This is a genomic window from Paenibacillus sp. 19GGS1-52, assembly GCF_022369515.1.
Lineage (GTDB): Bacteria > Bacillota > Bacilli > Paenibacillales > Paenibacillaceae > Paenibacillus_AQ.
Map to the genome: position 1 here is coordinate 1,973,509 of NZ_CP059724.1, position 25,018 is coordinate 1,998,526.

Genomic DNA, 25,018 nt, shown 5'->3' on the forward strand with positions numbered 1-25,018 from the left:
ATGCCAAAGAATAATAAGCTTAAGAAAATACTCGTCATCGGCTCCGGCCCGATTGTTATCGGCCAGGCCGCTGAGTTTGACTATGCAGGCACTCAGGCCTGCCAGGCTCTTAAAGAAGAAGGCGTGGAGGTTGTGCTGATTAACAGCAATCCTGCGACCATCATGACCGATACGAACATGGCTGATAAAGTCTACATCGAGCCGATCACACTTGAATTCGTAACCGCGATTATCCGCCAGGAGCGTCCGGATGGCTTGCTGCCTACTTTGGGTGGACAGACTGGCCTGAACATGGCCGTAGAACTGGCTCGTGCCGGAGTTCTGGAGCAGGAGAACGTGAAGCTGCTCGGCACACAGCTGGAATCGATTGAGAAGGCAGAGGATCGCGACTTGTTCCGTGATCTCATGCGCGAGCTGGATCAGCCTGTACCGGACAGCGTAATTATTACTGCACTGGATGAAGCTTTGGCCTTCGCTGAAGAAATTGGATACCCATTGATTGTCCGTCCTGCTTATACCCTTGGGGGTACGGGTGGCGGTATCTGTGACAATGAAGAAGAACTGCGTGAGACTGTCAAAGCGGGCATTCGTTACAGTCCGATTGGACAATGCTTGGTTGAGAAGAGTATTGCCGGCATGAAGGAAGTTGAATACGAGGTTATGCGGGACGCGAACGACAACTGTATCGTGGTCTGCAACATGGAGAACTTTGATCCTGTAGGCATACATACAGGTGACAGTATCGTTGTGGCTCCGAGCCAGACGCTGTCTGATCGTGAATATCAGATGCTGCGCAGTGCTTCCCTCAAAATTATCCGTGCGCTCAATATCGAAGGCGGCTGCAACGTGCAGTTCGCACTTGATCCACAAAGCTATCAATATTATGTCATTGAAGTTAATCCGCGTGTCAGCCGCTCCTCGGCTTTGGCTTCGAAGGCGACCGGTTACCCTATCGCTAAGATGGCAGCCAAAATCGCTCTCGGCTATACGCTTGATGAAATTATCAATCCAGTTACCGGACAGACTTATGCCTGCTTCGAACCTACACTGGACTATATCGTAAGTAAAATTCCGCGCTGGCCGTTCGACAAGTTCATCTATGCGAACCGTAAGCTTGGTACGCAGATGAAGGCCACTGGAGAAGTTATGGCCATCGGCCGTACTTTTGAAGAGTCTATTCATAAGGCAGTCCGTTCTCTGGAGATCGGAGTACATCGTATTAATCTGCCAGGTGCTGAATTGCTGGAAGAGAGTGTGCTCCGTAACCGCCTAGTTAAAGCCGATGATGAGCGCCTGTTCCTGATTGCGGAAGCTTTCCGTCGGGGGCTGGAATTGCAGGAAATTCAGGATCTCACTAACGTAGACTGGTGGTTCCTCTCCAAGATTGAAGCGATCGTGAACTTCGAAGATGTTATTCGCAAGGCACCAAGCTTAACCTCGGAAACTTTATATCAAGCCAAACGTATGGGCTTTACAGACCGCTCGATTGCTGAGATTCGCGGCGAAGGTCAACCCGGTGGTGAACATACCAAAGAAGCCGATGTTCGTGCACTGCGTCTTGCGCAAGGTCTGACACCTGTCTTCAAAATGGTTGATACCTGTGCGGCTGAGTTTGAAGCGACGACACCGTACTATTACTCGACTTACGAAACAGAGAATGAGGTTATTCATTCCGACAAGCAAAAGGTAATCGTGCTGGGCTCCGGTCCGATCCGGATCGGACAGGGGATTGAATTCGATTACTCTACGGTGCATGCAGTTTGGGCAATTCAGAAGGCCGGTTATGAAGCCGTAATTATCAACAACAATCCTGAGACGGTATCGACAGACTTTAACACCTCGGACCGCTTGTATTTTGAACCATTATTCTTTGAAGATGTAATGAACGTTATCGCCCAAGAGAATCCAATTGGAGTTATCGTCCAGTTTGGAGGTCAGACAGCGATTAACCTGGCAGCTCCGCTGAGTGCGGCCGGGGTCAAGATTCTGGGCACGAGCCTTGACAGTATCGATGAAGCCGAGAATCGCAAGAAATTCGAAGCTCTGCTGTCCCGCCTTAATATTGCTCAACCGAAAGGCAAGACGGTAGTAAATGTTAGTGAAGCTGTAGAGACTGCTCAATCGCTTGGATATCCGGTGCTTGTACGTCCTTCGTATGTTCTGGGTGGACGCGCGATGGAAATTGTCTATAATGATACGGAATTGCTCAGCTACATGGTAGAAGCCGTAAAGGTTAACCCGGAGCATCCGGTATTGATCGACCGTTATATGCTCGGTAAAGAGGTTGAGGTAGACGCGATTTGCGACGGAGATACTGTTGTGATTCCGGGGATCATGGAGCATGTGGAGCGCGCAGGTATTCACTCCGGTGACTCGATCGCTGTCTATCCGCCGCAATATCTGGACGATGGTCTGAAGCAGAAGATCGCGGAGATTACAATCAAGATCGCCAAAGAACTGAAGACGATCGGACTGGTCAACATCCAGTTTGTCATCTATCAGAATGAAGTGTACGTCATTGAAGTGAACCCGCGTTCCTCGCGTACGGTGCCCTTCCTGAGTAAGGTAACAGGCATTCCAATGGCTAATCTGGCTACCAAAATCATTCTGGGCGGCAAGCTGAAGGATGATGGATATACAGAAGGTCTATGGCCGGAAAGTGACTATGTATCTGTAAAAGTACCGGTATTCTCTTTTGCCAAACTGCGCAGAGTTGAGCCTACACTCGGACCGGAGATGAAATCTACGGGTGAAGTAATGGGCCGCGACAAGTTATTTGCCAAGGCGTTATACAAAGGTCTGATCGGAGCAGGAATGAAAATTCCGGCAACCGGATCTATCATCATCACGGTAGCGGACAAAGACAAGGCTGAAGCAGTAGAGCTTATGAAAGGCTTCCATGCCATGGGGTACAAAATCATTGCTACCGGCGGCACAGCTCAAGCGCTTGAAGAAGCGGGTCTCAATGTAATGAACGTTAACAAGTTGGATGAAGGGGAGCCGACCATTCTGGATCTGATCCGTGGAGGCCAAGCCAACTTCGTCTTTAATACACTGACCAAAGGCAAGACACCAGAGCGTGACGGATTCCGTATCCGCCGTGAAGCAGTCGAGAACGGTGTTGTCTGTATGACTTCGCTCGATACGGTGACGGCGCTGCTGATCATGCTGCAGACCATCAACTTCTCATCGCAGTCGATGCCTGCTTTTGTCGGACAATAATTTCATAACGCCATATTTAAACGGTGCTACAAAGGACGGTTTGCGGGATATTCGCAGACCGTCCCGCTATGCCCGGGGTGTAGAAAAAGTATAGTGCGGCATTCGTCACACTCTAAAAGGAGCGTTAATATGACAGATGGAACAGGACAGGTTGCCGAGGATAATATCGGTGATATCACCAAATGGGATGAAATGTCAAAGCGTCTAATGATCCCCCTTGATTACCCTGACGTTGCACAGGCACGGCTGCTGATGGAGAAGCTAGAGGGAATTCCTTGTTATATGAAGGTGGGCATGCAGCTGTTCTATGCGGCAGGTCCGGAATTCATCAAAGAACTGAAAGACCGTGGTTATTCCGTATTCGTAGATGTCAAAATGCATGATATTCCCAATACGGTAAAAGGCGGTGCCGAAAGTCTTACCCAGCTAGGCGTGGATATGTTCAACGTGCATGCAGCCGGTGGCACAGCGATGATGGCTGCTGCCCGGAACGGTGCTGCCGCTGCGGTTAGTGTGAATCCGTCACTGCAGATGCCCTTGATTATCGCAGTGACACAGCTGACCAGTACGAGCCAAGAGGTCATGAATGGCGAGATTGGGATTGCCGGAAACGTCGCAGATACTGTAGTGCGTTATGCCAAGCTGGCGGCGGAGGCAGGTCTGGACGGCGTTGTTGCTTCGCCGCAGGAGGCAGCTGTCATTGCAGACGCCTGTGGGTCAACATTTCGCACCGTTACACCCGGCATTCGGCCGGCAGGTGCTTCCTTGGATGACCAGTCACGGGTAATGACACCTGCACAAGCCATCCGGCAGGGCAGTCATTACCTTGTAGTGGGCCGACCCATTACAGCCGCTCCAGATCCGCGACAAGCCGCACTTACTATTATTGAGGAGATGATCCAAGCGTGAGTCCATTATTGAATAAAAGTGATCAAGTAGCTTCCTATCTGCTGGAGATTGGAGCGGTGGCGTTGCGTCCGCAGGAGCCTTTTACATGGACCTCCGGAATCAAGTCCCCAATCTATTGTGATAACAGGTTGACCATGGCTTACCCGGAAGTGCGCAGCTTTATAGCAGAGGCCTTCGTAGAGCTGATTAACAGCCAGTATCCGGACGCTCAGGTGATTGCGGGTACTGCAACTGCTGGTATTCCTCATGCAGCCTGGGTGGCTGATAAGCTGAACCTGCCGATGGCTTATATTCGCGACAAGGCCAAAGGACATGGCAAGCAGAACCAGATCGAAGGTCTTATCACCCCTGGTCAAAAAGTTGTTGTGATCGAGGATCTGATCTCTACCGGAGGCAGTTCGATCAAAGCGGCGCAGGCCGTGCAAGAAGCTGGCGGAGAGGTGCTGGCTGTACTGGCCATCTTCAGCTATGAGCTGGACCGTGCAACAGAAGCATTCGCCGCAGCAGAGGTTCCGCTGCAAAGCTTGTCTAACTACACTGTACTAATTGATGTAGCGCTGGCTAAGGGCAAAATAGCAGTTGCAGATGTAGAACTGTTGAAATCATGGAGGAATAATCCGGCAGCATTCGGCGTATAACCGAGCAGTATGCTTAAGAATACACATATAAGTAGCCTCTCACTTAACCGTGCAGGGGCTATTTGTATGTTCAACCCTTGGAAATTACGTGGCTGATTTTGTGGAAACTGGGCATGCTAAATTCGAGCAGGACCGGGTCAATTTGCGAAAAAAGGAGAAGAGAGCAACATGAATTGGATATACTTCGCGAAGCTGTTCAGGACAAGATTTCAAGCAGGCTGTCTGGCGAAAAGGCTGGAGCAAGACGGATGGATTTATGGCTATCATGACCCCCGCTTTGTGGAAATTTACCGTTCACGTAAAGGTAAATACGGGGTTCGTTTTCTGCCATAACTACAAATAAGAAATCCAGCTTGACTTAAACCCATGATCTAATGTATATTATTTATTGTCGCTGTTTGAATATGATTACTGACGCGGGGTGGAGCAGCCCGGTAGCTCGTCGGGCTCATAACCCGAAGGCCGCAGGTTCAAATCCTGCCCCCGCAATCCATTTATTTACAAGCAGCCATTGTATATTCGGATATTTTAGTCCGGGCCCTTAGCTCAGTTGGTTAGAGCGGTCGGCTCATAACCGATTGGTCGGGGGTTCGAGTCCCTCAGGGCCCACTTATAAGAAACCCTTGCCTAGCAAGGGTTTTTTGCTGTCTTGGGGGTCGGTGAAGGATGAGAATGAGGAGGGGAAAGGATCAGTCATTCGAACTTGCTAACGGATTTGCTAACGTGAATTATTTATCGACAAGTTCAAGCTGTTTCTGGGCGAATTTATTAAGTTCATTTTCAATACGATCTACGGCTTCTTCTTGCATGATCGGTAGCAAATGGGAATATCGCTCGTTAAACATTGCCGGAGTCATGCCCAGCCTTTCAGCAGCTACTTTTGGATTAATTCCAATCATCAGTAAAAATGAAGCATGAGTGTGCCTCTGATCGTGGAATCGGATTTTCTTAACGCCAGCCTTACGAACGAGAACATCCATACCTTCTGTAATTCGTTTTGGTTTTATATATCCTCCTCCTGGATAACAGCAGACCAAATCGTTATCTTCGTAAGCATCCCCGTATTCTTTTTTATACTCTTTAATCTGAATATAGCGCTCTTTCAGGTCATCAATAATATTTTGGAAAAGTTTCACCCTACGAATGGAGTCATTCGTTTTAGGACGTTGAATAACCAGGCCTTCTGTTGTCCAGTTAGCTGTCTGGATTACTTTTAATTCTTTATTGTCGAAATCAATATCCTTCCACCGAAGACCTAGAATCTCCCCGCGCCGCATGCCAGTATAAATCGCTAGTGAGAATGCAATATAATGTACATGATATTTTGAAGATTGCAGAAATTTGGTGAATTCCTCTATGCTCCAGAACTGCATTTCTTTTTGTTCAGTGGCATTTACTTTACTACGCATCGATATTTTGCTCATAATATCTTCGGGCAACAATCCGGATTCTGTATATGCCAAGCGGAGAGCGCGTTTTAGTACTCCATGAATATTCTTAACATATTCTTTAGAATAGCTCTTTCTGAGCTCCGCATAGAAGGCTTTGATGGCTCTAGGGGTAAGGTTCTGAAGTCGAATCTTACCAAGAACAGGAATAATTCTTGCGTTGATAATGATTTGTTCTGTGTCATAGGATGTTGGTTTAAAATTCGGTTTGGCATGGGTCTCTAAATATTCTTTTAGATATTCTGCAAGTGTTATTCTCGATGCTTCAACGTTCAATCCTTTTTCTGCATCGGTCATTGCTTTCCGGCAAGCACTCCAGGCTTCTTTTTCCGTTTTAAAACCACCTTTGGAACGCTGTTTACGTTCTCCAGTTAGTGGATCAGGATGATCAAAAACAAACGTATATGATTTTCCTCTGGCGTAGACGTGTCCTTTCATAATTACCTCCTTAATGATGTTTCACTTGGGTGAATCAATACAGCCTAAATACATCACTCCCCTCAAGGCTACTATAATTCAAAAATTTATAGCATCTTCAATAGCCTCCATAGGTAAATACAGACGACTGACCGCTGTACCATGCCGCCACGACACTCTGGACAGATTTATAGTGACATATCCTTTACGGTCCGAAGGGACGGAGAGATCGCCTGACAGGACAGTTGCGCTTTCCCTGGGCAAATAAGGGGGGAGGTCACAGCTTTCGTAATTCCCATCCACCTCAATATTTAAGGGACTATCCCAATCAAAGCCATTAGGTTGCTCGATGACAAGTGTATCAGGGCGGGAACAATCACCATCCCAATTGTAATAAGCTTTGATATGAACCTCAGCGCGATCACTACTGATTTGGGTAATATAATTTTCAGCGGATTCCAGAATAATCTCACGAGAGACAGCAACGAGGTCAAAGGCAGACAAAAATTCGCCTTGTCGTATTCGATCCTCAATTTGTTCAAACCTTTTCTTAGCAAAATTAAACGGCACTTTAAACTCACGAGCTATGTATCCAATTGCTTCGCCTTTATTTGAAGGAAGACTCACTTTTTTAATCATAAAGAAGGGAACTGCAGCGTAGAAAACAAAACGATCTGCTTCGGTCTCTTGCGCTTTTGTGAATTGTTCAGGCATCATTATTTGATTTCCAGCATGTCGGAGCATGTGACAGAGTTCATGAAGGAATTCAAGGCGTTGAGTATCTACAGGAAGGCGACTATCAAGGAATATGCTGTACACATCTCTAGAAACTTCAATTCCTTTGCTTCGCTTGTTATGATAGTGGACCCAAATATTGAATTTCTTTGCTAATAATTCGATAGATAAATGTGATGGTTCAGTGATGCCGTGACTTTGGTACAATTCATTAATCTTTTGTTCGAGTGGGGGAGTTTGATAGTTATTTAACATGTTGTTCACCTCAAAATAGGATCGTATGTTCTTATTTTAGTTAAAAAGAAAAGCCATTTCTGGCTATATTTATAATGTGATCAATTTTCTCCTTGAACATCTCCAGGCTTACGCCCTTTCTCTTTCTCCTGCAATATCTTGAATATTTCACGCATTTCCTCACGACGTTCTTCGGGTGCAGATAAGTAGTCTCTAAAGAAAATTCCGTGTTCGGGATTGTTAATGAATTCTTCATAGGTAAGAGATTTCTCTTCCGTATCATCGTTTGTAACTTCGCTCTCTGGTGCGAAACCAGCCAAGAGCAACAGTTCGTTAACATTAGCACCTTGTAGCGCGTTTGCTATGTCAATAATCTTTTCTCTTGAAGCTTGATATCTATTGTTTTCGATAGAACTGATGAATGAATAACTGACCTTTGATTTCTTTTCGAGATCTCGTAAGGACAAATCATTTTTTAAACGGAGTTCTTTGATTTTTTTTCCTAAAACAAGTGTATTTTTCATCTCCACATCACCCAATTTGATTTTAAACGTTTTGTAATACGAAACACAACAAAAACGAGAAACTTGTTCTTAATTTCAAAACATGTGTTGACAAGCAAAACAACAAGAGTTACTATGTGTTTAGAAATACAAAACAGTTGGTGAGGTGATACACATGAGTAAAGTATTAGGCAACAATATTGCTACAATTCGAAAGGAATTGAAGATAACCCAACAGGATTTGGCTGATTCCATTGGAATGGAGCGAACCTCTCTGTCACAGATTGAGACAGGGGCATATAACCCTAGTGCTGACACTATGAAGAAAATATCTGATGCGTTAATGCGTCCTTTAGGTGATATTTTTTTTAATCCTGATGTGTTGAAATTCGAAACAAAACTAATTCCTCTTAGAGTAAAACATTCCTTTGCTAATGAGGTGATCTAACCATGGCAAAGGCAATAAAGACACCGTCAACATTTGCAGAAGCTCTTCGTCTGGCAGCCGATCTAGCAGAGCAAAACGAAACTCTAGAACGTCAACTTGCCGAACTTCGCTTGAACGGTGAGTATCCTGAAGTTTTGAGACCTTCTCATATCATTAAATTATTAGGATTTAGCGCTCCAAAAGTGAACGAACTAACCAAGCATCCGACATTTCCACATTTAAATCGTAATCGTCGGAAGGGTGAGGCGGTAACAGTCCTTAAGTCAGATCTGTATCACTGGCTGAAAACTGAAAGGTACTAATGAGAAAACCCGCCGTGCTGTACCGGCTGCGGCGGGTGGGGAGTGGAACCGGCAAGGGGAATTGCTTAACAACATCATACATCATGCCTCTGTCCGATAGCATCCCGTTAATTTGGACAAATATGGGGGAATCGATATGGGAATTGGACAATTTTCAGAAGCGTTGCAGCAAGTGATGGTACGGCGAGGTGAAACGCTGGCAACGGCTGGACGAGCTGCCCACGTGGATGGATCACAGATCGGCAAGATTCTGAAAGGTACTCGCAAGGCATCCGAAACGGTCATGAAAGCCGCTGTTCGTCATTACGACGATATTCAGCTAATCATAGGTGCTGGTGAAGAGGTGATGGGCGGTGCGTGTGTGCCTTATCTCGACGGTGCTGACCTTCATCCAAGCTCGACCCACATCAAGACAATTGAAGAGGTTCAAGAAGCTTTGCAGGCGCTCCTGCAGTTGCCAATCACTAAGAGGCTGGATCAATTGGGACCTGGCGACTTAGAAAATATTAAAGATGGGATCATGGAACAACTTGAGGCTATCACAGCACTTACACATAACGCTGCCGTCCTCTGCCGCAAGTATGATCTGTCATACATATCTATGTGGAACGATCACCGAGCAGAGTTGAAGTTGAAAAAATATATGAAATGAGGGTTACCGCATGAGCGATTACAACCTAAGTGCTGCGCGGGATGAAGTTACAAAAACGGTTCGGATTTATCGGGCATTAAGAGCAAAAGGGATGTTGACTCCAGAAGTAGACGCTGCGCTTCGATTTCGAGAGTTTGAGCTAGAGCAGGAGATTGCGGAGGCAAAAATAAAAATGACCGCCGGGCATGGCAGTCACTTGATAAATCGCAAAACAAATTTTGTTACGGCAATTATACCGGAGTTATGTGGAGTATTCAACAAAATATTGAATTAGGCAGGGGCCTCGGCCTCTGCTCGCAGCATCGGTCCTTAGAATAACCTTCCTCCGGCCGGTACTGCGAGATGCGGCTGACGCATCACAATCCAATTAGAAAGGGGAAACGACCTTGATACCTGAAGAATTGTTGCAAGATCGTTATTGGTGCGGGCTACTTCACATTTTTATGAATCATAGCAAGCTCAAGCAATATTTGAAACCGGAATTCGTAGATTTAGAAGAGTGTACCGTTCATACGGACAAGCTAAAAAAGGCATCGGTTGGCTGGAGTCCTTCAGAAATATTTATGTTACACCTTGCTCTCCATCTATTTAATGGCCGGAACAAGGTTGATATGTATGGGGCAGACCGTCTGGACGGCAACAACACAGAAATTGCACTGAAGGCTCTCCGGTTACGGTATGGGGGTTGAGCGTTTTGTTCAACCAAAACCAGCCAGAAGTCATATTCAATGACGGTAGACCCTTAATGCAGAGTCTGATTGGCCCTCGAATTATGGATCTATTGGGTACTGATCTGGAAGCATTTGAACAGGAAGCAATAGATTACTTTGCTTTGGGGTACCCAGGGTTCAGAATTGTTCGATTCGATCATCCAGTATTTTACCTGAAGGACGAGAGGCCATTGAAACCATATTTTAAAGATAAGCAACGACAGCAGAGGTGAGATTATGCCCGGAGATAGCTTTCCCTTCACGATCTACTCGGGGTTATTGGAGCCGCAGCACTATCAACAAATCGGCTCTGCATTATGGCTGTTTGCCTGGTGTATTAGCTCCACTACCGCTGAAATCGAGGATGATGGAATCGTTTGGGGGGTTGTCCTTGGAGGCATGCCTATGAAACTATCCGTAATCGGTGAAAAGTTTGGGGTTAACGATAAAACAGTCAGCAGATGGATAAGCGATCTACAAGATCATGGATACATCCGCACCACCAGAGCGCCCCGAGGCTTGATTTTAAAGGTGAAGAATTCCAAAAAGAACCTGTTAAAGAGATCAGACAAAAATGTCTGTTCACCCCTGACTGATGATCAGACAAAAATGTCCGATCACAAGCAGAGTGAAACGACAAATATGTCTGATCATAACAACGGTGATAAGACATATTTGTCCGATCATGAACCGATTTCACCGAGTGATCAGACAAATATGTCCGATGCAAAAGATATTAAAGATCTTATTACTACTACTACTATTTTAGAAAATGAGTTTTCGGAAGAATTCACTCCAAATCCAGAAACGGACGGAATGATTGCCATTTTAAACGCTTATTGCAAACTTCACAGCAAGATCGATTTTAACGTAACTGCACTGGAACGCCAAGCCATGGGCAAGATGGTCGCCGAGGGGATGCCGGTACCCTTTACCATTCAAACTATGGCAAGCCTGTATCAGGCAAAGCAGACCCGTGAGAAAGAGGACTTTAAGCAGCCTAATGGTTTTGCTTACTACGTACCTGGAATCAAAGAAGCATGGAAAAACTCGCAGGTTATCAGCCAGAAGACGAGAGAAACCGTCCAGAGAGAGCCTGAACCGCCGAAGCGCATGACTAAGCGCCAGCAAGAGCTTGAAGATCTACGACGTCGAGCAAAGGAGGCAAAGCAACTTGAAGAGAGCTCAAGTCATTGACCTGTTGATAAAGATTGCTGAAGAGTATAACCAGGTTGATACCAGCGATCCTGAAGTAGACCGACTGTATGAAAACCTGAAGGATTTTCCTTTTGACGTTGCCTGCGAGAATGTCCGGCAACACATGCTGACTAATCCATGGCCGCCGAAGATTGCACAGATCAGGGGTGGGGCGGGAGATCAGCGGGATCAAGGCTGGCTTAAGAATCAGACAGAAGAATATTTTGCTGAAAGAGATAAGGCCCAAGCATCTGCAACTCCGATGCCTACGGGATGGAAGGAGGAACTGTATGCGCGACTTAAATCAGGAGCCACCGCACGACATTGAAGCAGAATGGTCCATTCTTGGAGCAATCATGATTGATACCACTGGTGATGCAATAGACAAGGCGATTTCCTTAGCGCCACAAGTGTTCTTTGATCCGATGAACCGGACGATCTTCTCAGCGATGGTTGAGCTTCACAACGCAGGTGAGCAAATTGATATCCGCTCTCTGACGGGGGCACTCCTTCAGTGGAAAAGCTTGGATAAGGTTGGCGGTGTTCATCACCTTTCCCAAATTGCCCGATCATCACCGACAACGGCGAACATCGAATATTTTATCGGCATAATAAACGACAAATTCACTTTGCGGCAAGCCTTGGATGATGCCTACGACCTAATTAATATGGTGCACGAAAGCGAGGATGCTAACGCCGTAGTATCTTATGCTCTTACCAAGTCAGCCGCGCTATCTGATCAATCCGCGCCCAAGCGCGATTTCAAGTCAACAAGAGAAATCGGAATCGCTTATATCGAAACGATTGATAAACGGGTTAGCAATCGACTGAATGGAACTATTAGCGGAAAAGAGACTGGATTCAAGGATTTGGACAAGCTTACGGGTGGGTTTCAAAAGCAGGATCTGATTATAGTCGCGGCTCGTCCATCTGTAGGTAAAACGGCCTTTGCCCTTAATATTGCTCAAAATGCTGCTAAATTAACGGATGAGTCAATAGCTGTGTTCAGCCTTGAAATGTCAGAACAGCAACTCATGCAGCGCATGGTGAGTGCCGAGGTCAACCTTGATGCCAATGATCTCAGGATGGGCGATATTACCAGTGATGATGATTGGAGTAAATTGACTGTTGGAATATCGGCTCTGGCAGAGAGAAATATTTTCATTGCGGATGATCCTATTGTGACTGTTCATGATATCCGGGCCAAATGCCGCCGCCTGAAGAAAGAGCAAGGTCTTGGGATGATCATCATTGATTACCTACAGCTCATTCAAGGCAGCAGCGGGAAACGCGGGGAGAATCGGCAGCAAGAGGTTTCCGAAATATCCCGTGTGCTGAAGCAGATAGCTCGTGAATTGGATGTGCCAGTGATTGCTCTGTCCCAGCTCAGCCGGAACGTGGAGCAGCGCCAGGACAAGCGTCCGATTATGAGTGATCTTCGGGAGTCTGGATCGATCGAGCAAGACGCCGATATCGTAGCCTTCCTGTACCGCGATGATTATTACAATGCGGAAACTGAGAAGAAAAATATTATCGAAATTATTCTAGCCAAACAGCGCAATGGCCCTGTTGGAACTGTTGAACTGGTGTTCATTAAGAATTTCAATAAATTTGTGAATTACGAACGGGCTCATGCCGAACCTGCATAACTGAAATATGAAAGGATTGATAACCATGGAACAAGCACTCGCAAAGTTAAAAACTGAAATGGATGCAGCTAAAAGCAACGCCTATGTGCAACTGATCGGTAAATTCTTGCAACAGCATCTGGAAGCTAATCCAGAAGCAGCTGTAAATATCATGACTGAAGGAAAGACAGTGGCGAAAAGCTTGGAGGCTATGCAAGCGGAGGCAAAGAAAAAGCAGTCCGGTGGTATGGCAATGCTGACCGATGCAGAAGGTTATGCCATTGTGTTGAAGTATTACGGTATCAAAGGGCAGCCTGTAGAGTTTGTCCCTGCAATAGAAACTCCTATTGCCACGCCTACGCCGCAGGGACGATTCGAAATATCGTTGGATGACTTACTGTGATGGGGGATCAAAATATGACAGATGACAGAGATCAGCGGTTTAGCGCATTTAAAGGACACTTTCCTTCAGATATTGGCCAGCACATACAAAATTACGTTACTGACACGCTACTTCTTCACAGTAGGTACATTTTCACTAAACGTAGTGTATCGGGAAGGTATGGGTGCTATTGCACACACTGCAAACAAAATTTTTATTCAGAAATGCTTAAGCATAATTCCATATCAAATTGTCCTAATTGTGGTTCGGAATGCACAGTCAAGGAAAGTGGTCGCGGCAGAAAGTATCTCAATGACAAAGCGTATTTTGTGTATTATGAAAAGTCCCAACTTGATCCTCAATCAATTATCGCAAGAGGTATATATGTAAACCGCAATTACTCTGGAGACTATCTTAAAGTAGAGACACGTTATGAAGAAGAGGCGTTATACCTGTTTCAGCAAGGAAAGAGCAGAATGTATGAAGCTCCTAGTTACTGGACAAGCGGTAAATGGTTCGAACGCTCTATCAAATCTCGATTTAGTGAATATTCCAGTTGGTCTCTAGCGGTATGTAATTATGAGAGTATTGCTGAGGCGGTTCAAGGTACTCCGTTTCAGTACAGCACATGGGAGTCATACCAAGATAGGGATATGGTTAAATTCTTCGATTTATTTAGCCGGTATCCTTGCATCGAGTATCTAACAAAGATGGGAATGCGCTATTTTGTAACAGCTAAAATATATGGTGCTCCTACTTATGGAGCAATTAATTGGAAAGGGACAAGGGCAGATCAAGTACTGAAATTAGATAAGCAGCAGCTCAGAGAAATCAGGGATTCAAAAGTTGAGTTACACCCGTGTACCTTACGTCTTCAACAAATCTCAAAAAAAGAGAGCTCAAATATACCATTGTTAGAACTACAAAATTTTGCGGTTAAATACGGACATTGTTTCGAAGATATAAAACAGATTCTTAAATATACAAATCTTCGGCGTATAATTGCGTACGCAAATAAGCAACTCCCAAAAATAAGAGAAGGTCTAACTACCAGAAGTTTTTCAGAAAGAGACCTATTCACGACATGGAGAGACTATATAGCTGATGGCTTAAAGTTAGAATTTGACCTTGCTCAAGAGGGTACTCTATTCCCTCCAAATCTTCACCAGGCGCATCTTAATACGATAGCCCAAGTGAAGTATAAAGAAAATGTAGCGCTAGATGAATCCATTGCTCATAGAGCAGATAAACTCAAACATTTAAATTTCGAGAGTAATGGTATTTTTATTCGTCCAGCAAGTTCGGCCAAGGAACTGATTAAAGAAGGAGAAATTTTAATCCACTGTGTTGGTGGATATGCGGTCAGATATGCGACTGGTTCAACCAATATCCTATTTATCCGAAATGTAGAAGAACCCAATAAGCCATTTTTCACAATGGAGATTAAAGGTGAACACATCATACAGGTTAGGGGTAAGAAAAATTGTGATCCTACTCCAGAAGTAGAACAATTCATTAATGCATTTAAAACTGAAAAGATGAATAAAAAGCCAAAAGTAATAAAATCCAAATCAAGTAAACCGCAGGGGGTAGCCGTATGAGCCAATTATCAATGCGTACTGCAGAAGTCATTGCCATCGAAATTAACAGTATAAAGGATCAAACCCGCAAGCTGATCCTTTCCGGCAGTATCGAGATCGGACGGAGACTAGCTGAGGCTAAAGCTATGCTCCAGCACGGTGAATGGGGAAACTGGCTTGCAGATTCGGTAGATTACTCGCAGTCAACCGCCACCAACCTTATGAAAATTTTTGAAAATTACGGTGCAGATCAGCTCACTCTCTTTGGTGACAATGCAAATTCCGAAGCGCTTGCGAATTTGAGCTATACCCAAGCAGTTGCCTTACTTGGTGTACCAACAGAGGAACGTGAACAATTCGTCGTAGAGACGGGTGCTGCGGAAATGTCTACTCGTGAACTGCAGGCAGCCGTTAAGGAACGAGCACAGGCGATCAAGGAAAAGGAAGTTGCTGAGAAGGCAGCTGAGAAGGAACGGAAGACCCGTGAAAAACTGGAGTTGCAGCAGAAAGACCATGAATCCATTGTCCAGCGTTTGAATGAGCAGATCAAGCAGGTACAGGACACTGCATATGCTGATTCCTCAGATGCTGACGACCAAACAGCCGCAGTGCTGCAGGCTGATCTTGATAAATCTAAAGCGGAACTAATGGAATCACAGGTGAAGATTAAACAGTTGGAGACAGAACTGAAAGCTAAGCCGATTGATATTCCTGCCATTGTTGAAAAAGTACCTGATGACATTTTGAAGGAGCTTAAGGATCTTCGTAAAAAGGTTGCTACAGGTACGGGTGAAGAGGCAGCCGTCTTCAAGGCAACTTTTAAGACATTGACGGACACGTTCAAACATCTTTTATCCGCGCTAGATGTTGTCAAGGGCGTTGATCCAGAACTGCATGAGAGATATAAAGGCGCTGTTTCTACAACATTAACCAAAATGCATGATGCTCTGTAGACAGGTATTGCGCAGCAAAAGGAGAGTCAGCAAATTTAGAAAAAGAGTGGGCAGGATGGAGACAGTAGCACTTTGCGAACGAAACCATATTCGCAAAAGTCCTAAAAAAAGCATCGGCCCCTAAAGTTTTAAACGACGGCAGCTCTGAACGAGAAAATAAAGTCATAGACTGCCGTTGTGTTGTTGAACTAACGTTTCCGTCAGCTTAATTAACGATTATAGAAAGGACATGTACACTCCTTTTCCTGGTATTTTGTTAAATCCAAGGTTCGTATATAAAGCACGAGCAGGAGTATTATCATCATCTGTTTCAAGCTGTAAGCGAGAGGCTTTTTTCTCATTTGCTAAATCAATCGCATATTGCATCAATCTCCTACCGATACCCTTATTCCTATACTCTGGCGATGAATATAATCCATCTATGTGTAAGACAGGATAACCTTTTGAGATTGAAAAACTCCAAGAAAGGACGATAAAGCCCACATAATCTTGATGGTACTTGGCTAAATAACAATGAGTTAAGTCATAGCTTAGAAATCGTTTTAGAATTTGCTCGCATTTTTCTAATTGCTCTATCGAAGAGAAAGATTCGTCTACTCCATTAGACGAAGAATTTAGATAGCCAGATATCAAGGCTCTTGTTCTGGGTACAAGGAGGTCATTTAATGGCACAACTTCAACATCCACCAACACTTCATCTCCCTTCATTCTTATATATATTCTTTATTTCAATGATATTCACCTCTTCAACTATCCTGCACGTTAGCATAATGAATCTTTTTCATCGAGAGTTATAGTGATTGTTGCGCAGTACGAAGAATCTGTGAAGGAGGGCAATCCCTCATGAGCACATTATCACCTATCCATCCAAAAGCAGTCAGCATTATAAATGATGCTATTAAACCACTTTTAATTAATGGATGCAAAATTGAATCCCTTCAATTATACGTTTGCTACCAGTCAGAAATCGCTCAGCATGAAACCATAGAAACAGAATATGGGGCACTGAGTATTCGGCCGAGCAACTACATTCCAAAGGGGTTTTCGTATGTTCGTGAAGATCCCGGTCAAGGGTTTTCGTGGGTCACAATTGTACAATCAAAGGAGAGAAAAGCAATATGAGCGATATGAGCTTGCCAGAAGGCCAAACATGCGGCGACTGCGTTCATTGGAGACGTTGTTCAAATCTAATTGATGATCTTATTGCCGTGGGGACTTCCTGTGATTTTGCACCTAGTAGATTCAGATTTAAGCCATTTGAGCTTCAGGGAGAGGAGGTGAAATCATGAAAGGATTGGTCATAAAGCAAAAGTGGGCTGACCAGATCCTGTCTGGAATCAAGCCTTGGGAGATTCGCAGTAGGATTACACACCAACGCGGTACACGAGGCATTATCAAAAGCGGTAGCGGACTCGTATATGGCACAGTCGATCTTACCGACTGTATTAAGCTCACTTTAAAGGATTTTGAGGACAATCGCGATAAGCATCGGATACCCGCCAGTGAATCGAGTATAGTGCATCATTATAAAGAACTGTTTGCTTGGGTGGTTGGGAACCCTCAAATATTCCCGAAGCCAATACCCTATAATCATCCACAGGGTGCTGTTATATGGGTCAATCTACCGGAAGATATTTTGGAAGGAGTGAATCTTTAAATGATAATTAAAACCATAAAAAATGTTGTTTCTCCATTTGGCACCATCGTATCGGGTGCGTCATTCCGGGCTCTGCGTGAAAAAAAGGGTTATCGTATAAACAGCGGGGAGTATAGTGGTACTCATGTTCAACAGTCGTCTGCCATCGTGCTCAGTGATGTGATTTTGAATGAGGATGGAAGTATGCCGCGAGGATCAAAGTACGCATGACAGCGCATGGCAAAGACCCCTATAACCTGGCCGGGCGCTGGGGTCAATGTACAATAAATACCTCAAACCCATTATAGCACAAAGGGGAATGAGGGGATGGCAATGGTTTGGGAACAAGGGGAATTGTTTCCGCGCGCAAATAAGGCGGATATTCAAACTACCAAAAAGCTGCTTCGCAAACATCCCGATATGAAGAAAATCGTCAAGGGACTTCAAGAGCGTGAACAGCTTACAACGGAAGAAGAAGCTATCATTAATAAGTGGGGTCCAACAGTTAAAAATGTTGAGCTTGCCATAGAATCAATTCCAGATTCAGAGATAAGGTTAATCATGCAGTACCGATTCATTAACTGTTACCCACGCAAGGCGGCAGTTACTAAGTGGAGTTCTTTCACTGATCGTTCACTAGATCGGAAGATCGAGGAGGGGACGGAAGCGGTAGCCGGTACGCTCAAGCTTCTCGGCATAATCTAAAACGTGTCTGTATTACGTCTGTTTCACGTCTGTTTCACGTCAACATTACGTCTGTATAATAGATTTAAAGTAGGGACATAGGGAAGAAGTCATTCCCGGGTGTCCCTGCTACCCCTTATCGCAGCAGGACTCGGCCATGCTGAATCAGTGATGAAGCCATTTGCGGTACAGAGCGCAAAGGTGGAGCTGTAGCACTAGTAGCAAGTAGGTGTTCGCGGCGGTATGGTGCGGGGAATGAGGGTTCATTATCACTCTCAAAGGCGCTCTACCCGGGCGCGATATGAGCATAAGGGATGTTTGTCGGGAATACCGTCCGTCACCGTGCAAATACGGGATTATGTAAAATGTGAACATTCAAAGTCGTCCTTTATAGGGCGGCTTTTTATATTGGGGGAAAAGCGATGAATAAGATAAGGAGGCTCAGGGAACCACCAGAACCGGAACAGCCGGTTAAATGCAAAGGCTGCATTTGGGGAAAGTGGGAAGCAGCAGCTCAGTTCTGCTCTAAGCCGGTCCATTGTGTGAAACTGGACGGCGGTGAAAGCAAATGAACTTTGTTCAGCCCATTCGCGATCAGGAGACTATTGACGAAATCAAAGATTACCTGAAGCAGCAAAGCGAACGTAATTACATGATGTTCGTCCTAGGCATTAACACCGGCCTTCGCATCCAAGATATTCTAAAGCTTCGTGTCCGGGATGTTATGGGTCCGCAAATCGTCATGCATGAGATGAAGACAGGGAAACGGAAATTCATTTCGATCACTTCAACATTGAGGACGGCTCTTAAGAAATACACCGCCAACATGAACAAGGATGATTACTTATTCCCTTCCAGACAAGGCGGGAAGAACAGGCCGATCAAGCGAGACATGGCCTATAAGATCATGAAAGAGGCTGCCAAGGAATTCGGTCTGGTGGATGTTGGTACACATACGATGCGGAAGACCTTCGGCTATCATATGTATCAAAAGACTAAGGATATAACCCTGGTGCAACACCTCTTGAACCATTCAGACAAGTCTATCACGATGAGGTACATCGGCATGGATCAGGACATGATGGACCGTGCTATGCACTACTTTGGCTTATAGGTTATTCACTATTAGCGAGTGTATAACTGGCTGTAGGCAAGGGTTGGAAATCCCTTATGTATCAAGGAAAAGCAGCAGCCCAGTGAGTTATGCTCTCTAATAAGATATGAGGAACTGCTATTCTATGCAAAGTATGCAGTTTACCCTATGTTATGTGGTAGTTATTGAATGAATAGCAGCAGAAAGAAGCCTTTATTTATAAGGGCTATTTTGCGTTGTTAAGCTGAAAATACTACTGAATATTTATACATTGGGTATTCAAGGAGGTTGGATAGGTGCCGTGGTGGGTTTATTGGTTGCTGTTCAACACTGCTATTGTGCTAATCAGATGGCCATTAAGTAAGAAAGGGTGAAGTATATGGACGTTGCTAGTTGGGATAGGATGATTCCGACGATTGAGGCGGCATTGGGCCATCAATTGTTTGAATGGCAAAAAGCCTACCTGAAAACGGGGGAACTCCCCTCACTTGCTAGAGCATCAGGCAGAACGACGGTTTATTGTGTGAGGATTATACTGACTTATCCGGTACCGATAAATCTTGCACAGGTCGAATCGTTGCGGGATGAGGACCACGGAGAATCTTACCGCAGATGGTTCAGAAGGTTTTTTATGGATACCTGGGAACGTCTAAAGGAAGCCGGGCTTCCTGTTGTGCAAATTGCTGATAAACAATCGACACACAAGGGGTTGTCGGTATCTGTCAACGTCATGAATCTCAATCCAGTCAAACGTGCTGTCCAGATCATGTGTGCTGTTTTTGAAGATGATCGCATTCCTTTGGAGATAAGAACTGAGTATCTAGATAAATACAATGGGATTGAGTGGGAAGCTGATGCCGAGCAGACCTAAGCGGCCCTGCGGTCACCCAGGTTGCCGTGAGCTAACAGACAAAGGATACTGCGACAAACACTCAAAGGAAAGGGACAGGCGGCGCGGTACATCAGCCAGTCGAGGCTATGGCCACAAGTGGAGAAAGGAACGACTGGAGTATCTTGAGCAGCATCCGTTGTGCATCATGTGTATGGCTGCTGGTAAGGTAGAGGCTGCAACTTTAGTCGATCATATCACGCCGCACAAGGGCGACGACAAGCTGTTCTGGCGACGGAGTAACTGGCAGCCACTCTGTGCTTCACACCATGGAGAGAAGACGGCAAGAGAGGACGGAGGGTTTGGTAATGAGTATAAACAAGGTGACAGTTAGTAATCCATCTGGCAAATGTAAACTGAAGAAGAAGCGTCTGCCGTGGTGGTATGGATTGATTGCATTGATTGGATTGATCTATTTTCTTTATTCGGTTGTCTGGATGATGTTTTTTCTTACCAACACACCTATGTGGTAGAGGGGGGGCGGTCAAAAAACATTTTAAACTCCCTCCTAATAGACCACATTGGACATTAGCGTAGATTTTTTTCGTTTTTTGAAATTTTTCAAGAATTGGAGGTGCCCTCATGGCAGGGAGAAACGCCAAGCCGGTTGCTCTGCATATTGCGGAGGGCAACCCAAATCGTTTGACCAAAGAAGAGATCAAGCAGCGAAAAGAATCTGAGATTAAGCTCGGAATCTCCGACCTCAAAAAACTAAAGAGACCTAAATTTGTTACGCAAGATAAGGCTGCAAGTAAGCTCTGGAATGAACTCATTAAAGAATATCAACAGTCAGCAGATAAAGGTGTTGAATTACTAACCAGTACAGATGTTGGAAACTTGGCACTCTACTGCAAGACGTACAGCGAATATGAGCGGCTTCTTGTCCAATACCAGAGGTTGGAAAACATCGTAATTGATGAACACATACTGGATGAGTACATCGAGACTGCCGAAGATGCGCAGGAGGTCAATTTAAAGGCGCTCCGATATTTATCACAATTAGCAAGTATGGAAGGGATCTTGAAAGTTGAGACGGCCATTAATAAAAAGATGGATATGTTACTGAAATTTCAAGACAGGCTATTCCTTAATCCACTTGCAAAAATTAGAAATGTGTCCATGCCGAAGAAGGAAGATAAAAAATCAGCAATGGCGCAATTCTTGAACCGTAGAGCTGACGGAAATGGCACATAATGAACAGCGTGCCCTCGAACCTATTGAATTTATCCAAATGCTTCATGCCGTTGATGATTTCTACGGTCAGCCGTTTATCTTGCTTGACTGGCAGTATGAGATTTTGTGGAACGTTTACGGCACGGTAACGGAGCGGGGCTATCGTCAATATCAATACGCCTATTTAGAGGTCCCAAAGAAGAACGGGAAGACGAGCCTGATTGCTGGCGTCGGATTGTATCACCTCGTTTGTGATCCACCAGGCGGACAGATCTATTGCTGTGCTGCAGATAAGGAACAAGCCAAGCTAGTTTATAAAGCGGCTGCAGCCATGATTGAACAGGAGCCGGAGTTTGAAGGAATCCTGAAGGTTTTGGACAGTTCGAAGGAAATCAAAAACCTGCTGACCGGTACCGTGATGAAAGTCCTGTCCGCTGAAGCTTACACCAAGCACGGGATTAACCCCACGGTGGTCATTTTTGATGAGCTGCACGCACAGCCTAACCGCGGTTTGTGGGACGTTATGACCTTCGGCGCGGGATCAGCGCGGAAAGAACCGCTTTGGTGGGTGATTACGACGGCTGGCGATGATCCAGACAGAGGCTCTATCGGCTGGGAGCAACACGAATATGCTAAACAAATTCGTGATGGCGAGAAGATTGACCCATCGTGGTACGTCAAAATATACGGCATACCTGAAGATGGGGAAGACGAGAACGGGGAACAAATAGATATTTACGATGAAAATCTATGGTATGAGGTCAATCCAAGCCTTGGACATACCATTGATATCGATGCTGTAAGGAAAGAGGCGCTAACCGCTCGGAATAAAGAGTCGGCGGAGCGCCTTTTTCGTTGGCTCCGACTTAATCAGTGGATATCACTGAAGCGTACCGGGTGGCAGCCACTGACATTGTGGGATAATTCAGCCGGGAATTGGGAGCTCACGGAACTTGTGGGCAAACGTTGTTATCCTGGTATCGACTTATCCAGCACAACAGACATTACGGCCGTCTGTTATTTGTTCCCACCACAGGAGGGCTTGTCTGACTGGCGGTTGATTTTCGATGCATGGATTCCGGAAGAGAACATGAAGGAGAGAGTCAGGAGAGATAAGGTTTCCTATGACAAGTGGGTGAATCAGAAACATCTGCATACCACGCCGGGGGATGTTGTGGATTATGAATTTGTTGAGGCGAGTTTATTGGCGGCTAATAAACAGTATGCTATCCACACGCTAGGTACGGACCCTTGGAACAGCAGAATGCTTGCTCAAAGGTTGATCCGTGGCGGTGTCGATGTAATCGAAATTCCTCAGGATATGAAACACATGAGTCCAGCCATGAAGATGATTGAACAGCTCATGAAACGTGGACTTATGAGCCATGAGGTTAACCCGGTTGCACGTTGGTGCTGGGGTAATATTGTCGTTGCTGTAGACGGTAATGAGAATATTAAGCCGATGAAAAATAAATCAAAAGAACGTATCGACTTGATAGTGGCCATGATCAATGCAATGGCAACCGCTATGCTATTCGAAGAGATTGATTTAGGTGTGGAAGAGTTTGCAGACGATGATTTCTTGAAGAAACTATGGGGCTGATGTTCCGAAGGGAGGGGGTATATGTGTGAAACCTAATATTTTAACCCGAATGCTTGGCATAGGAAGCGTGGAACGTCGCAGTCAGGAAATAGGATTGAATGACCGCCGCCTGCTTGAAATGTTGGGGTTGGATGTCGCACCTGGAGAAGTGAATATCAAAGGCTGGAATGCGCTGAAGGTAGACACCATATTTGCTTGTATCAAGGTGCTATCTGATGCCATATCCAAGTTGCCATTAAAAGTGTACCAGGAAGACGAATATGGGATCACGAAGTCGGCTAGTCATTACCTATATCGGCTACTGAAGCTGCGGCCTAACCCGTATATGTCCGCTGCCGACTTTTGGAAGGCTACTGAAGCGCATCGGGCAATGGGTAACGCCTATGCTTCCATAGAATTTGATAAGCGCACCGGCAAGGTCGTTGCTTTGTGGCCGATGGATTCTAGCAAAGTGAAGGTCATTATTGACGACGCCGGAATTTTACCGGACCCTACGCGCCGGATCGTGTCCAGTCAGACGAGGCTATGGTATGAAGTGGATGTGGGTAACGGTGAAAAGCGTAAGCTTCTACCGGATGAAGTGTTGCATTTCAAGGGCGCTATCACGCTGGATGGTCTTATCGGTGTCCGCACAATGGATTATTTGCAGACCACTGCCGAGAATGCGGCTTCCGCAGGTAAGTTCATCAATAATTTTTACAAGCAGGGGCTTCAGGTCAAGGGACTAGTACAATATACCGGCACTTTGGATGAAGGAGCCAAGAAAGTATTCAAAGATAACTTTGAGGGCATGACATCCGGTCTTAAAAACAGTCACCGGGTTGCCTTGATGCCATACGGTTATCAATTTACTCCGATTTCAATCAGTATGGCCGATGCGCAGTTCATGCAGAACACGGAGCTGACGTTCCGGCAGATTGCGAATGCCTTCGGCGTCAAGATGCACCAACTCAACGACTTGTCCAAAGCCACATACAGCAATGTGGAGCAGCAACAACTCGCGTTTATCAGCGATACGCATCAACCTATACTCACAACTTATGAGCAGGAACTTACTTATAAGCTATTTATTGATCAAGAGTTGGATGCTGGGTATTTTTGCAAGTTTAATGTTGATGCAACACTGCGATCTGATCTTAAAACCAGATACGAGGCTTACCGGACCGCCATTCAAGCAGGGTTTTTAAAGCCTAATGAAGCACGGGCGAAAGAGGACATGGAACCAGCGGCTGGCGGGGATCAACTACTATTTAATGGTAGTGTCATACCGTTGACAATGGCCGGACTTCAATATGTGAAAGGGGGTGAAGAAACTGAGCCAGAAGAAGACAAACCCGACTCCGACAAAGGAGAAGAGGGCAATTCCGGTGACGTTGGAGATCCGGGCGACGGAAGCGACGGAGGGGGAAGTAAGTAAAAGAACCATTACCGGAGCCATCAAATACGATACTGATAGCGAGGAAATGAGCGACTGGTACGGCGATGTCTTTATAGAGCAAATTGCTTCCGGCGCTTTTGATGAAAGCTTGGCTGCTCGGGATGTGGTTGGTCTATGGTCACATGATACCTCTCAGGTGCTTGGTAATACCAAAAGCGGAACGTTACGGCTGCTGAGCGGCAAGCAGGAGCTGCGCTTTGAACTTGATCTGCCAGACACTACGTCCGGTAATGATGCTTTTGCCATTATTCAGCGGGGCGATGTGGACGGCGTATCCTTCGGGATGCGGGTTACAAAGGAGAAATGGGCATCAGAAAACCGAGAAGGCGGCGGTAAGTTGTACAAGCGTTCCATTCTCAATGCAGAGCTGTACGAGATTTCCCCGGTTGCTTTCCCAGCCTATCCTGCGAATGAAGTTTCTGCGCGATCCTTGGAGGATTATAAGGCTGAGGAACAACGGGCTACCGACCAAATATTAAAACAGAAAATGTTGATTGAACTGGAGCTGATCTGATCGGCTCTTTTTGTTTGACCAAAAACCATT

Annotated in this window: 32 protein-coding genes and 2 tRNA genes; 30 read left to right on the top strand and 4 right to left on the bottom strand. The window is 45.4% G+C overall.

The window, feature by feature from the left end; translation table 11 throughout:
- From carB to H1230_RS09160, 6 genes are all read left to right on the top strand, one after another.
- A complete protein-coding gene (carB, locus tag H1230_RS09135) occupies window positions 1–3,222 on the top strand; it encodes a carbamoyl-phosphate synthase large subunit (protein WP_239715171.1) in 3,222 nt (1,073 codons plus the stop codon).
- Between the two features lie 192 nt (window positions 3,223–3,414).
- On the top strand, window positions 3,415–4,131 hold the full coding sequence (gene pyrF, locus H1230_RS09140; protein ID WP_481857166.1) for an orotidine-5'-phosphate decarboxylase: 717 nt from the start codon (window positions 3,415–3,417) through the stop codon (window positions 4,129–4,131).
- The gene (gene pyrE, locus H1230_RS09145) at window positions 4,128–4,769 is read left to right on the top strand and encodes an orotate phosphoribosyltransferase (protein WP_239715173.1); all 642 of its coding nucleotides are present in this window, start codon (window positions 4,128–4,130) and stop codon (window positions 4,767–4,769) included. The genes pyrF and pyrE overlap by 4 nt, the downstream gene beginning before the upstream one ends.
- Before the next feature lie 168 nt (window positions 4,770–4,937).
- Window positions 4,938–5,102, top strand: coding sequence for a hypothetical protein (locus tag H1230_RS09150; protein WP_167348449.1), 165 nt, complete (start codon window positions 4,938–4,940; stop codon window positions 5,100–5,102).
- 82 nt (window positions 5,103–5,184) lie between these two features.
- A tRNA-Met gene (locus H1230_RS09155) sits at window positions 5,185–5,258 on the top strand.
- 46 nt (window positions 5,259–5,304) lie between these two features.
- A tRNA-Ile gene (locus tag H1230_RS09160) sits at window positions 5,305–5,378 on the top strand.
- A gap of 119 nt (window positions 5,379–5,497) precedes the next feature.
- Here the strand turns inward: H1230_RS09160 and H1230_RS09165 are convergent.
- From H1230_RS09165 to H1230_RS09175, 3 genes are all read right to left on the bottom strand, one after another.
- Window positions 5,498–6,655 (bottom strand): site-specific integrase, encoded by a 1,158-nt coding sequence (locus H1230_RS09165; protein WP_239715174.1) that lies wholly within the window; start codon window positions 6,653–6,655, stop codon window positions 5,498–5,500.
- A gap of 78 nt (window positions 6,656–6,733) precedes the next feature.
- On the bottom strand, window positions 6,734–7,624 hold the full coding sequence (locus H1230_RS09170; RefSeq protein ID WP_239715175.1) for an ImmA/IrrE family metallo-endopeptidase: 891 nt from the start codon (window positions 7,622–7,624) through the stop codon (window positions 6,734–6,736).
- A gap of 80 nt (window positions 7,625–7,704) precedes the next feature.
- A complete protein-coding gene (locus H1230_RS09175; protein ID WP_239715176.1) occupies window positions 7,705–8,127 on the bottom strand; it encodes a helix-turn-helix domain-containing protein in 423 nt (140 codons plus the stop codon).
- Window positions 8,128–8,281: 154 nt separating this feature from the next.
- On the opposite strand from H1230_RS09175, the gene H1230_RS09180 reads away from it, so the two are divergent.
- From H1230_RS09180 to H1230_RS09235, 12 genes are all read left to right on the top strand, one after another.
- Window positions 8,282–8,554, top strand: coding sequence for a helix-turn-helix transcriptional regulator (locus H1230_RS09180; RefSeq protein ID WP_239715177.1), 273 nt, complete (start codon window positions 8,282–8,284; stop codon window positions 8,552–8,554).
- Between the two features lie 2 nt (window positions 8,555–8,556).
- Window positions 8,557–8,856: a hypothetical protein gene (locus H1230_RS09185; RefSeq protein ID WP_239715178.1), complete on the top strand. Its 300-nt coding sequence runs from the start codon at window positions 8,557–8,559 to the stop codon at window positions 8,854–8,856.
- Between the two features lie 112 nt (window positions 8,857–8,968).
- A complete protein-coding gene (locus tag H1230_RS09190; RefSeq protein ID WP_239715179.1) occupies window positions 8,969–9,508 on the top strand; it encodes an XRE family transcriptional regulator in 540 nt (179 codons plus the stop codon).
- 10 nt (window positions 9,509–9,518) lie between these two features.
- Window positions 9,519–9,782, top strand: coding sequence for a hypothetical protein (locus H1230_RS09195; RefSeq protein WP_239715180.1), 264 nt, complete (start codon window positions 9,519–9,521; stop codon window positions 9,780–9,782).
- Between the two features lie 112 nt (window positions 9,783–9,894).
- Window positions 9,895–10,197 (top strand): hypothetical protein, encoded by a 303-nt coding sequence (locus H1230_RS09200; protein ID WP_239715181.1) that lies wholly within the window; start codon window positions 9,895–9,897, stop codon window positions 10,195–10,197.
- 5 nt (window positions 10,198–10,202) lie between these two features.
- The gene (locus H1230_RS09205) at window positions 10,203–10,451 is read left to right on the top strand and encodes a hypothetical protein (protein WP_239715182.1); all 249 of its coding nucleotides are present in this window, start codon (window positions 10,203–10,205) and stop codon (window positions 10,449–10,451) included.
- A gap of 4 nt (window positions 10,452–10,455) precedes the next feature.
- On the top strand, window positions 10,456–11,415 hold the full coding sequence (locus tag H1230_RS09210) for a hypothetical protein (protein ID WP_239715183.1): 960 nt from the start codon (window positions 10,456–10,458) through the stop codon (window positions 11,413–11,415).
- Window positions 11,393–11,743, top strand: a complete 351-nt coding sequence (locus H1230_RS09215; RefSeq protein WP_239715184.1) for a hypothetical protein — start codon at window positions 11,393–11,395, stop codon at window positions 11,741–11,743. The genes H1230_RS09210 and H1230_RS09215 overlap by 23 nt, the downstream gene beginning before the upstream one ends.
- The gene (gene dnaB / locus H1230_RS09220; protein WP_239715185.1) at window positions 11,706–13,064 is read left to right on the top strand and encodes a replicative DNA helicase; all 1,359 of its coding nucleotides are present in this window, start codon (window positions 11,706–11,708) and stop codon (window positions 13,062–13,064) included. The genes H1230_RS09215 and dnaB overlap by 38 nt, the downstream gene beginning before the upstream one ends.
- A gap of 25 nt (window positions 13,065–13,089) precedes the next feature.
- The gene (locus H1230_RS09225) at window positions 13,090–13,446 is read left to right on the top strand and encodes a Cas9 inhibitor AcrIIA9 family protein (RefSeq protein ID WP_239715186.1); all 357 of its coding nucleotides are present in this window, start codon (window positions 13,090–13,092) and stop codon (window positions 13,444–13,446) included.
- A gap of 14 nt (window positions 13,447–13,460) precedes the next feature.
- Complete coding sequence (locus H1230_RS09230) at window positions 13,461–15,026, top strand: PcfJ domain-containing protein (protein WP_239715187.1); 1,566 nt, start codon at window positions 13,461–13,463, stop codon at window positions 15,024–15,026.
- A complete protein-coding gene (locus H1230_RS09235) occupies window positions 15,023–15,958 on the top strand; it encodes a DUF3102 domain-containing protein (protein WP_239715188.1) in 936 nt (311 codons plus the stop codon). Before H1230_RS09230 ends, H1230_RS09235 begins: the two co-directional genes overlap by 4 nt.
- A 216-nt stretch (window positions 15,959–16,174) precedes the next feature.
- On the opposite strand, the gene H1230_RS09240 is transcribed toward H1230_RS09235, so the two are convergent.
- Window positions 16,175–16,666: a GNAT family N-acetyltransferase gene (locus H1230_RS09240; protein WP_239715189.1), complete on the bottom strand. Its 492-nt coding sequence runs from the start codon at window positions 16,664–16,666 to the stop codon at window positions 16,175–16,177.
- 135 nt (window positions 16,667–16,801) lie between these two features.
- Between H1230_RS09240 and H1230_RS09245 the strand changes: the two genes are divergently transcribed.
- The 12 genes from H1230_RS09245 (at window position 16,802) to H1230_RS09300 (ending at window position 24,988) form a co-directional block, all read left to right on the top strand.
- Window positions 16,802–17,080, top strand: a complete 279-nt coding sequence (locus tag H1230_RS09245) for a hypothetical protein (RefSeq protein WP_239715190.1) — start codon at window positions 16,802–16,804, stop codon at window positions 17,078–17,080.
- A gap of 163 nt (window positions 17,081–17,243) precedes the next feature.
- Entirely contained in the window at window positions 17,244–17,615 is a 372-nt protein-coding gene (locus H1230_RS09250) for an ASCH domain-containing protein (protein WP_239715191.1), read from the top strand.
- Window positions 17,616–17,825: a hypothetical protein gene (locus H1230_RS09255; RefSeq protein WP_239715192.1), complete on the top strand. Its 210-nt coding sequence runs from the start codon at window positions 17,616–17,618 to the stop codon at window positions 17,823–17,825.
- A 96-nt stretch (window positions 17,826–17,921) separates the two neighbouring features.
- On the top strand, window positions 17,922–18,299 hold the full coding sequence (locus H1230_RS09260) for a hypothetical protein (RefSeq protein ID WP_239715193.1): 378 nt from the start codon (window positions 17,922–17,924) through the stop codon (window positions 18,297–18,299).
- A 547-nt stretch (window positions 18,300–18,846) separates the two neighbouring features.
- Window positions 18,847–19,392 (top strand): site-specific integrase, encoded by a 546-nt coding sequence (locus tag H1230_RS09265; protein ID WP_239715194.1) that lies wholly within the window; start codon window positions 18,847–18,849, stop codon window positions 19,390–19,392.
- A 358-nt stretch (window positions 19,393–19,750) separates the two neighbouring features.
- Complete coding sequence (locus H1230_RS09270) at window positions 19,751–20,242, top strand: hypothetical protein (protein ID WP_239715195.1); 492 nt, start codon at window positions 19,751–19,753, stop codon at window positions 20,240–20,242.
- On the top strand, window positions 20,226–20,594 hold the full coding sequence (locus tag H1230_RS09275) for an HNH endonuclease signature motif containing protein (RefSeq protein ID WP_239715196.1): 369 nt from the start codon (window positions 20,226–20,228) through the stop codon (window positions 20,592–20,594). Before H1230_RS09270 ends, H1230_RS09275 begins: the two co-directional genes overlap by 17 nt.
- Window positions 20,569–20,733 (top strand): hypothetical protein, encoded by a 165-nt coding sequence (locus H1230_RS09280; RefSeq protein ID WP_239715197.1) that lies wholly within the window; start codon window positions 20,569–20,571, stop codon window positions 20,731–20,733. The genes H1230_RS09275 and H1230_RS09280 overlap by 26 nt, the downstream gene beginning before the upstream one ends.
- Before the next feature lie 109 nt (window positions 20,734–20,842).
- Entirely contained in the window at window positions 20,843–21,454 is a 612-nt protein-coding gene (locus H1230_RS09285) for a terminase (protein ID WP_239715198.1), read from the top strand.
- Complete coding sequence (locus H1230_RS09290) at window positions 21,444–23,036, top strand: terminase large subunit (protein ID WP_239715199.1); 1,593 nt, start codon at window positions 21,444–21,446, stop codon at window positions 23,034–23,036. The genes H1230_RS09285 and H1230_RS09290 overlap by 11 nt, the downstream gene beginning before the upstream one ends.
- Window positions 23,037–23,085: 49 nt before the next feature.
- Window positions 23,086–24,453 (top strand): phage portal protein, encoded by a 1,368-nt coding sequence (locus H1230_RS09295; RefSeq protein WP_239717222.1) that lies wholly within the window; start codon window positions 23,086–23,088, stop codon window positions 24,451–24,453.
- Window positions 24,404–24,988: an HK97 family phage prohead protease gene (locus H1230_RS09300; RefSeq protein WP_481857126.1), complete on the top strand. Its 585-nt coding sequence runs from the start codon at window positions 24,404–24,406 to the stop codon at window positions 24,986–24,988. Before H1230_RS09295 ends, H1230_RS09300 begins: the two co-directional genes overlap by 50 nt.
- Window positions 24,989–25,018 lie beyond the last annotated feature (30 nt).

Coding starts and splice junctions, on each gene's coding strand:
- carB (WP_239715171.1), top strand. CDS start 1: ATGCCAAAGAATAATAAGCTTAAGAAAATACTCGTCATCGGCTCCGGC.
- pyrF (WP_481857166.1), top strand. CDS start 3,415: ATGTCAAAGCGTCTAATGATCCCCCTTGATTACCCTGACGTTGCACAG.
- H1230_RS09150 (WP_167348449.1), top strand. CDS start 4,938: ATGAATTGGATATACTTCGCGAAGCTGTTCAGGACAAGATTTCAAGCA.
- H1230_RS09165 (WP_239715174.1), bottom strand. CDS start 6,655: ATGAAAGGACACGTCTACGCCAGAGGAAAATCATATACGTTTGTTTTT.
- H1230_RS09170 (WP_239715175.1), bottom strand. CDS start 7,624: ATGTTAAATAACTATCAAACTCCCCCACTCGAACAAAAGATTAATGAA.
- H1230_RS09175 (WP_239715176.1), bottom strand. CDS start 8,127: ATGAAAAATACACTTGTTTTAGGAAAAAAAATCAAAGAACTCCGTTTA.
- H1230_RS09180 (WP_239715177.1), top strand. CDS start 8,282: ATGAGTAAAGTATTAGGCAACAATATTGCTACAATTCGAAAGGAATTG.
- H1230_RS09185 (WP_239715178.1), top strand. CDS start 8,557: ATGGCAAAGGCAATAAAGACACCGTCAACATTTGCAGAAGCTCTTCGT.
- H1230_RS09195 (WP_239715180.1), top strand. CDS start 9,519: ATGAGCGATTACAACCTAAGTGCTGCGCGGGATGAAGTTACAAAAACG.
- H1230_RS09210 (WP_239715183.1), top strand. CDS start 10,456: ATGCCCGGAGATAGCTTTCCCTTCACGATCTACTCGGGGTTATTGGAG.
- dnaB (WP_239715185.1), top strand. CDS start 11,706: ATGCGCGACTTAAATCAGGAGCCACCGCACGACATTGAAGCAGAATGG.
- H1230_RS09225 (WP_239715186.1), top strand. CDS start 13,090: ATGGAACAAGCACTCGCAAAGTTAAAAACTGAAATGGATGCAGCTAAA.
- H1230_RS09230 (WP_239715187.1), top strand. CDS start 13,461: ATGACAGATGACAGAGATCAGCGGTTTAGCGCATTTAAAGGACACTTT.
- H1230_RS09235 (WP_239715188.1), top strand. CDS start 15,023: ATGAGCCAATTATCAATGCGTACTGCAGAAGTCATTGCCATCGAAATT.
- H1230_RS09240 (WP_239715189.1), bottom strand. CDS start 16,666: ATGAAGGGAGATGAAGTGTTGGTGGATGTTGAAGTTGTGCCATTAAAT.
- H1230_RS09245 (WP_239715190.1), top strand. CDS start 16,802: ATGAGCACATTATCACCTATCCATCCAAAAGCAGTCAGCATTATAAAT.
- H1230_RS09250 (WP_239715191.1), top strand. CDS start 17,244: ATGAAAGGATTGGTCATAAAGCAAAAGTGGGCTGACCAGATCCTGTCT.
- H1230_RS09255 (WP_239715192.1), top strand. CDS start 17,616: ATGATAATTAAAACCATAAAAAATGTTGTTTCTCCATTTGGCACCATC.
- H1230_RS09260 (WP_239715193.1), top strand. CDS start 17,922: ATGGCAATGGTTTGGGAACAAGGGGAATTGTTTCCGCGCGCAAATAAG.
- H1230_RS09265 (WP_239715194.1), top strand. CDS start 18,847: ATGAACTTTGTTCAGCCCATTCGCGATCAGGAGACTATTGACGAAATC.
- H1230_RS09270 (WP_239715195.1), top strand. CDS start 19,751: ATGGACGTTGCTAGTTGGGATAGGATGATTCCGACGATTGAGGCGGCA.
- H1230_RS09275 (WP_239715196.1), top strand. CDS start 20,226: ATGCCGAGCAGACCTAAGCGGCCCTGCGGTCACCCAGGTTGCCGTGAG.
- H1230_RS09280 (WP_239715197.1), top strand. CDS start 20,569: ATGAGTATAAACAAGGTGACAGTTAGTAATCCATCTGGCAAATGTAAA.
- H1230_RS09285 (WP_239715198.1), top strand. CDS start 20,843: ATGGCAGGGAGAAACGCCAAGCCGGTTGCTCTGCATATTGCGGAGGGC.
- H1230_RS09290 (WP_239715199.1), top strand. CDS start 21,444: ATGGCACATAATGAACAGCGTGCCCTCGAACCTATTGAATTTATCCAA.
- H1230_RS09295 (WP_239717222.1), top strand. CDS start 23,086: ATGCTTGGCATAGGAAGCGTGGAACGTCGCAGTCAGGAAATAGGATTG.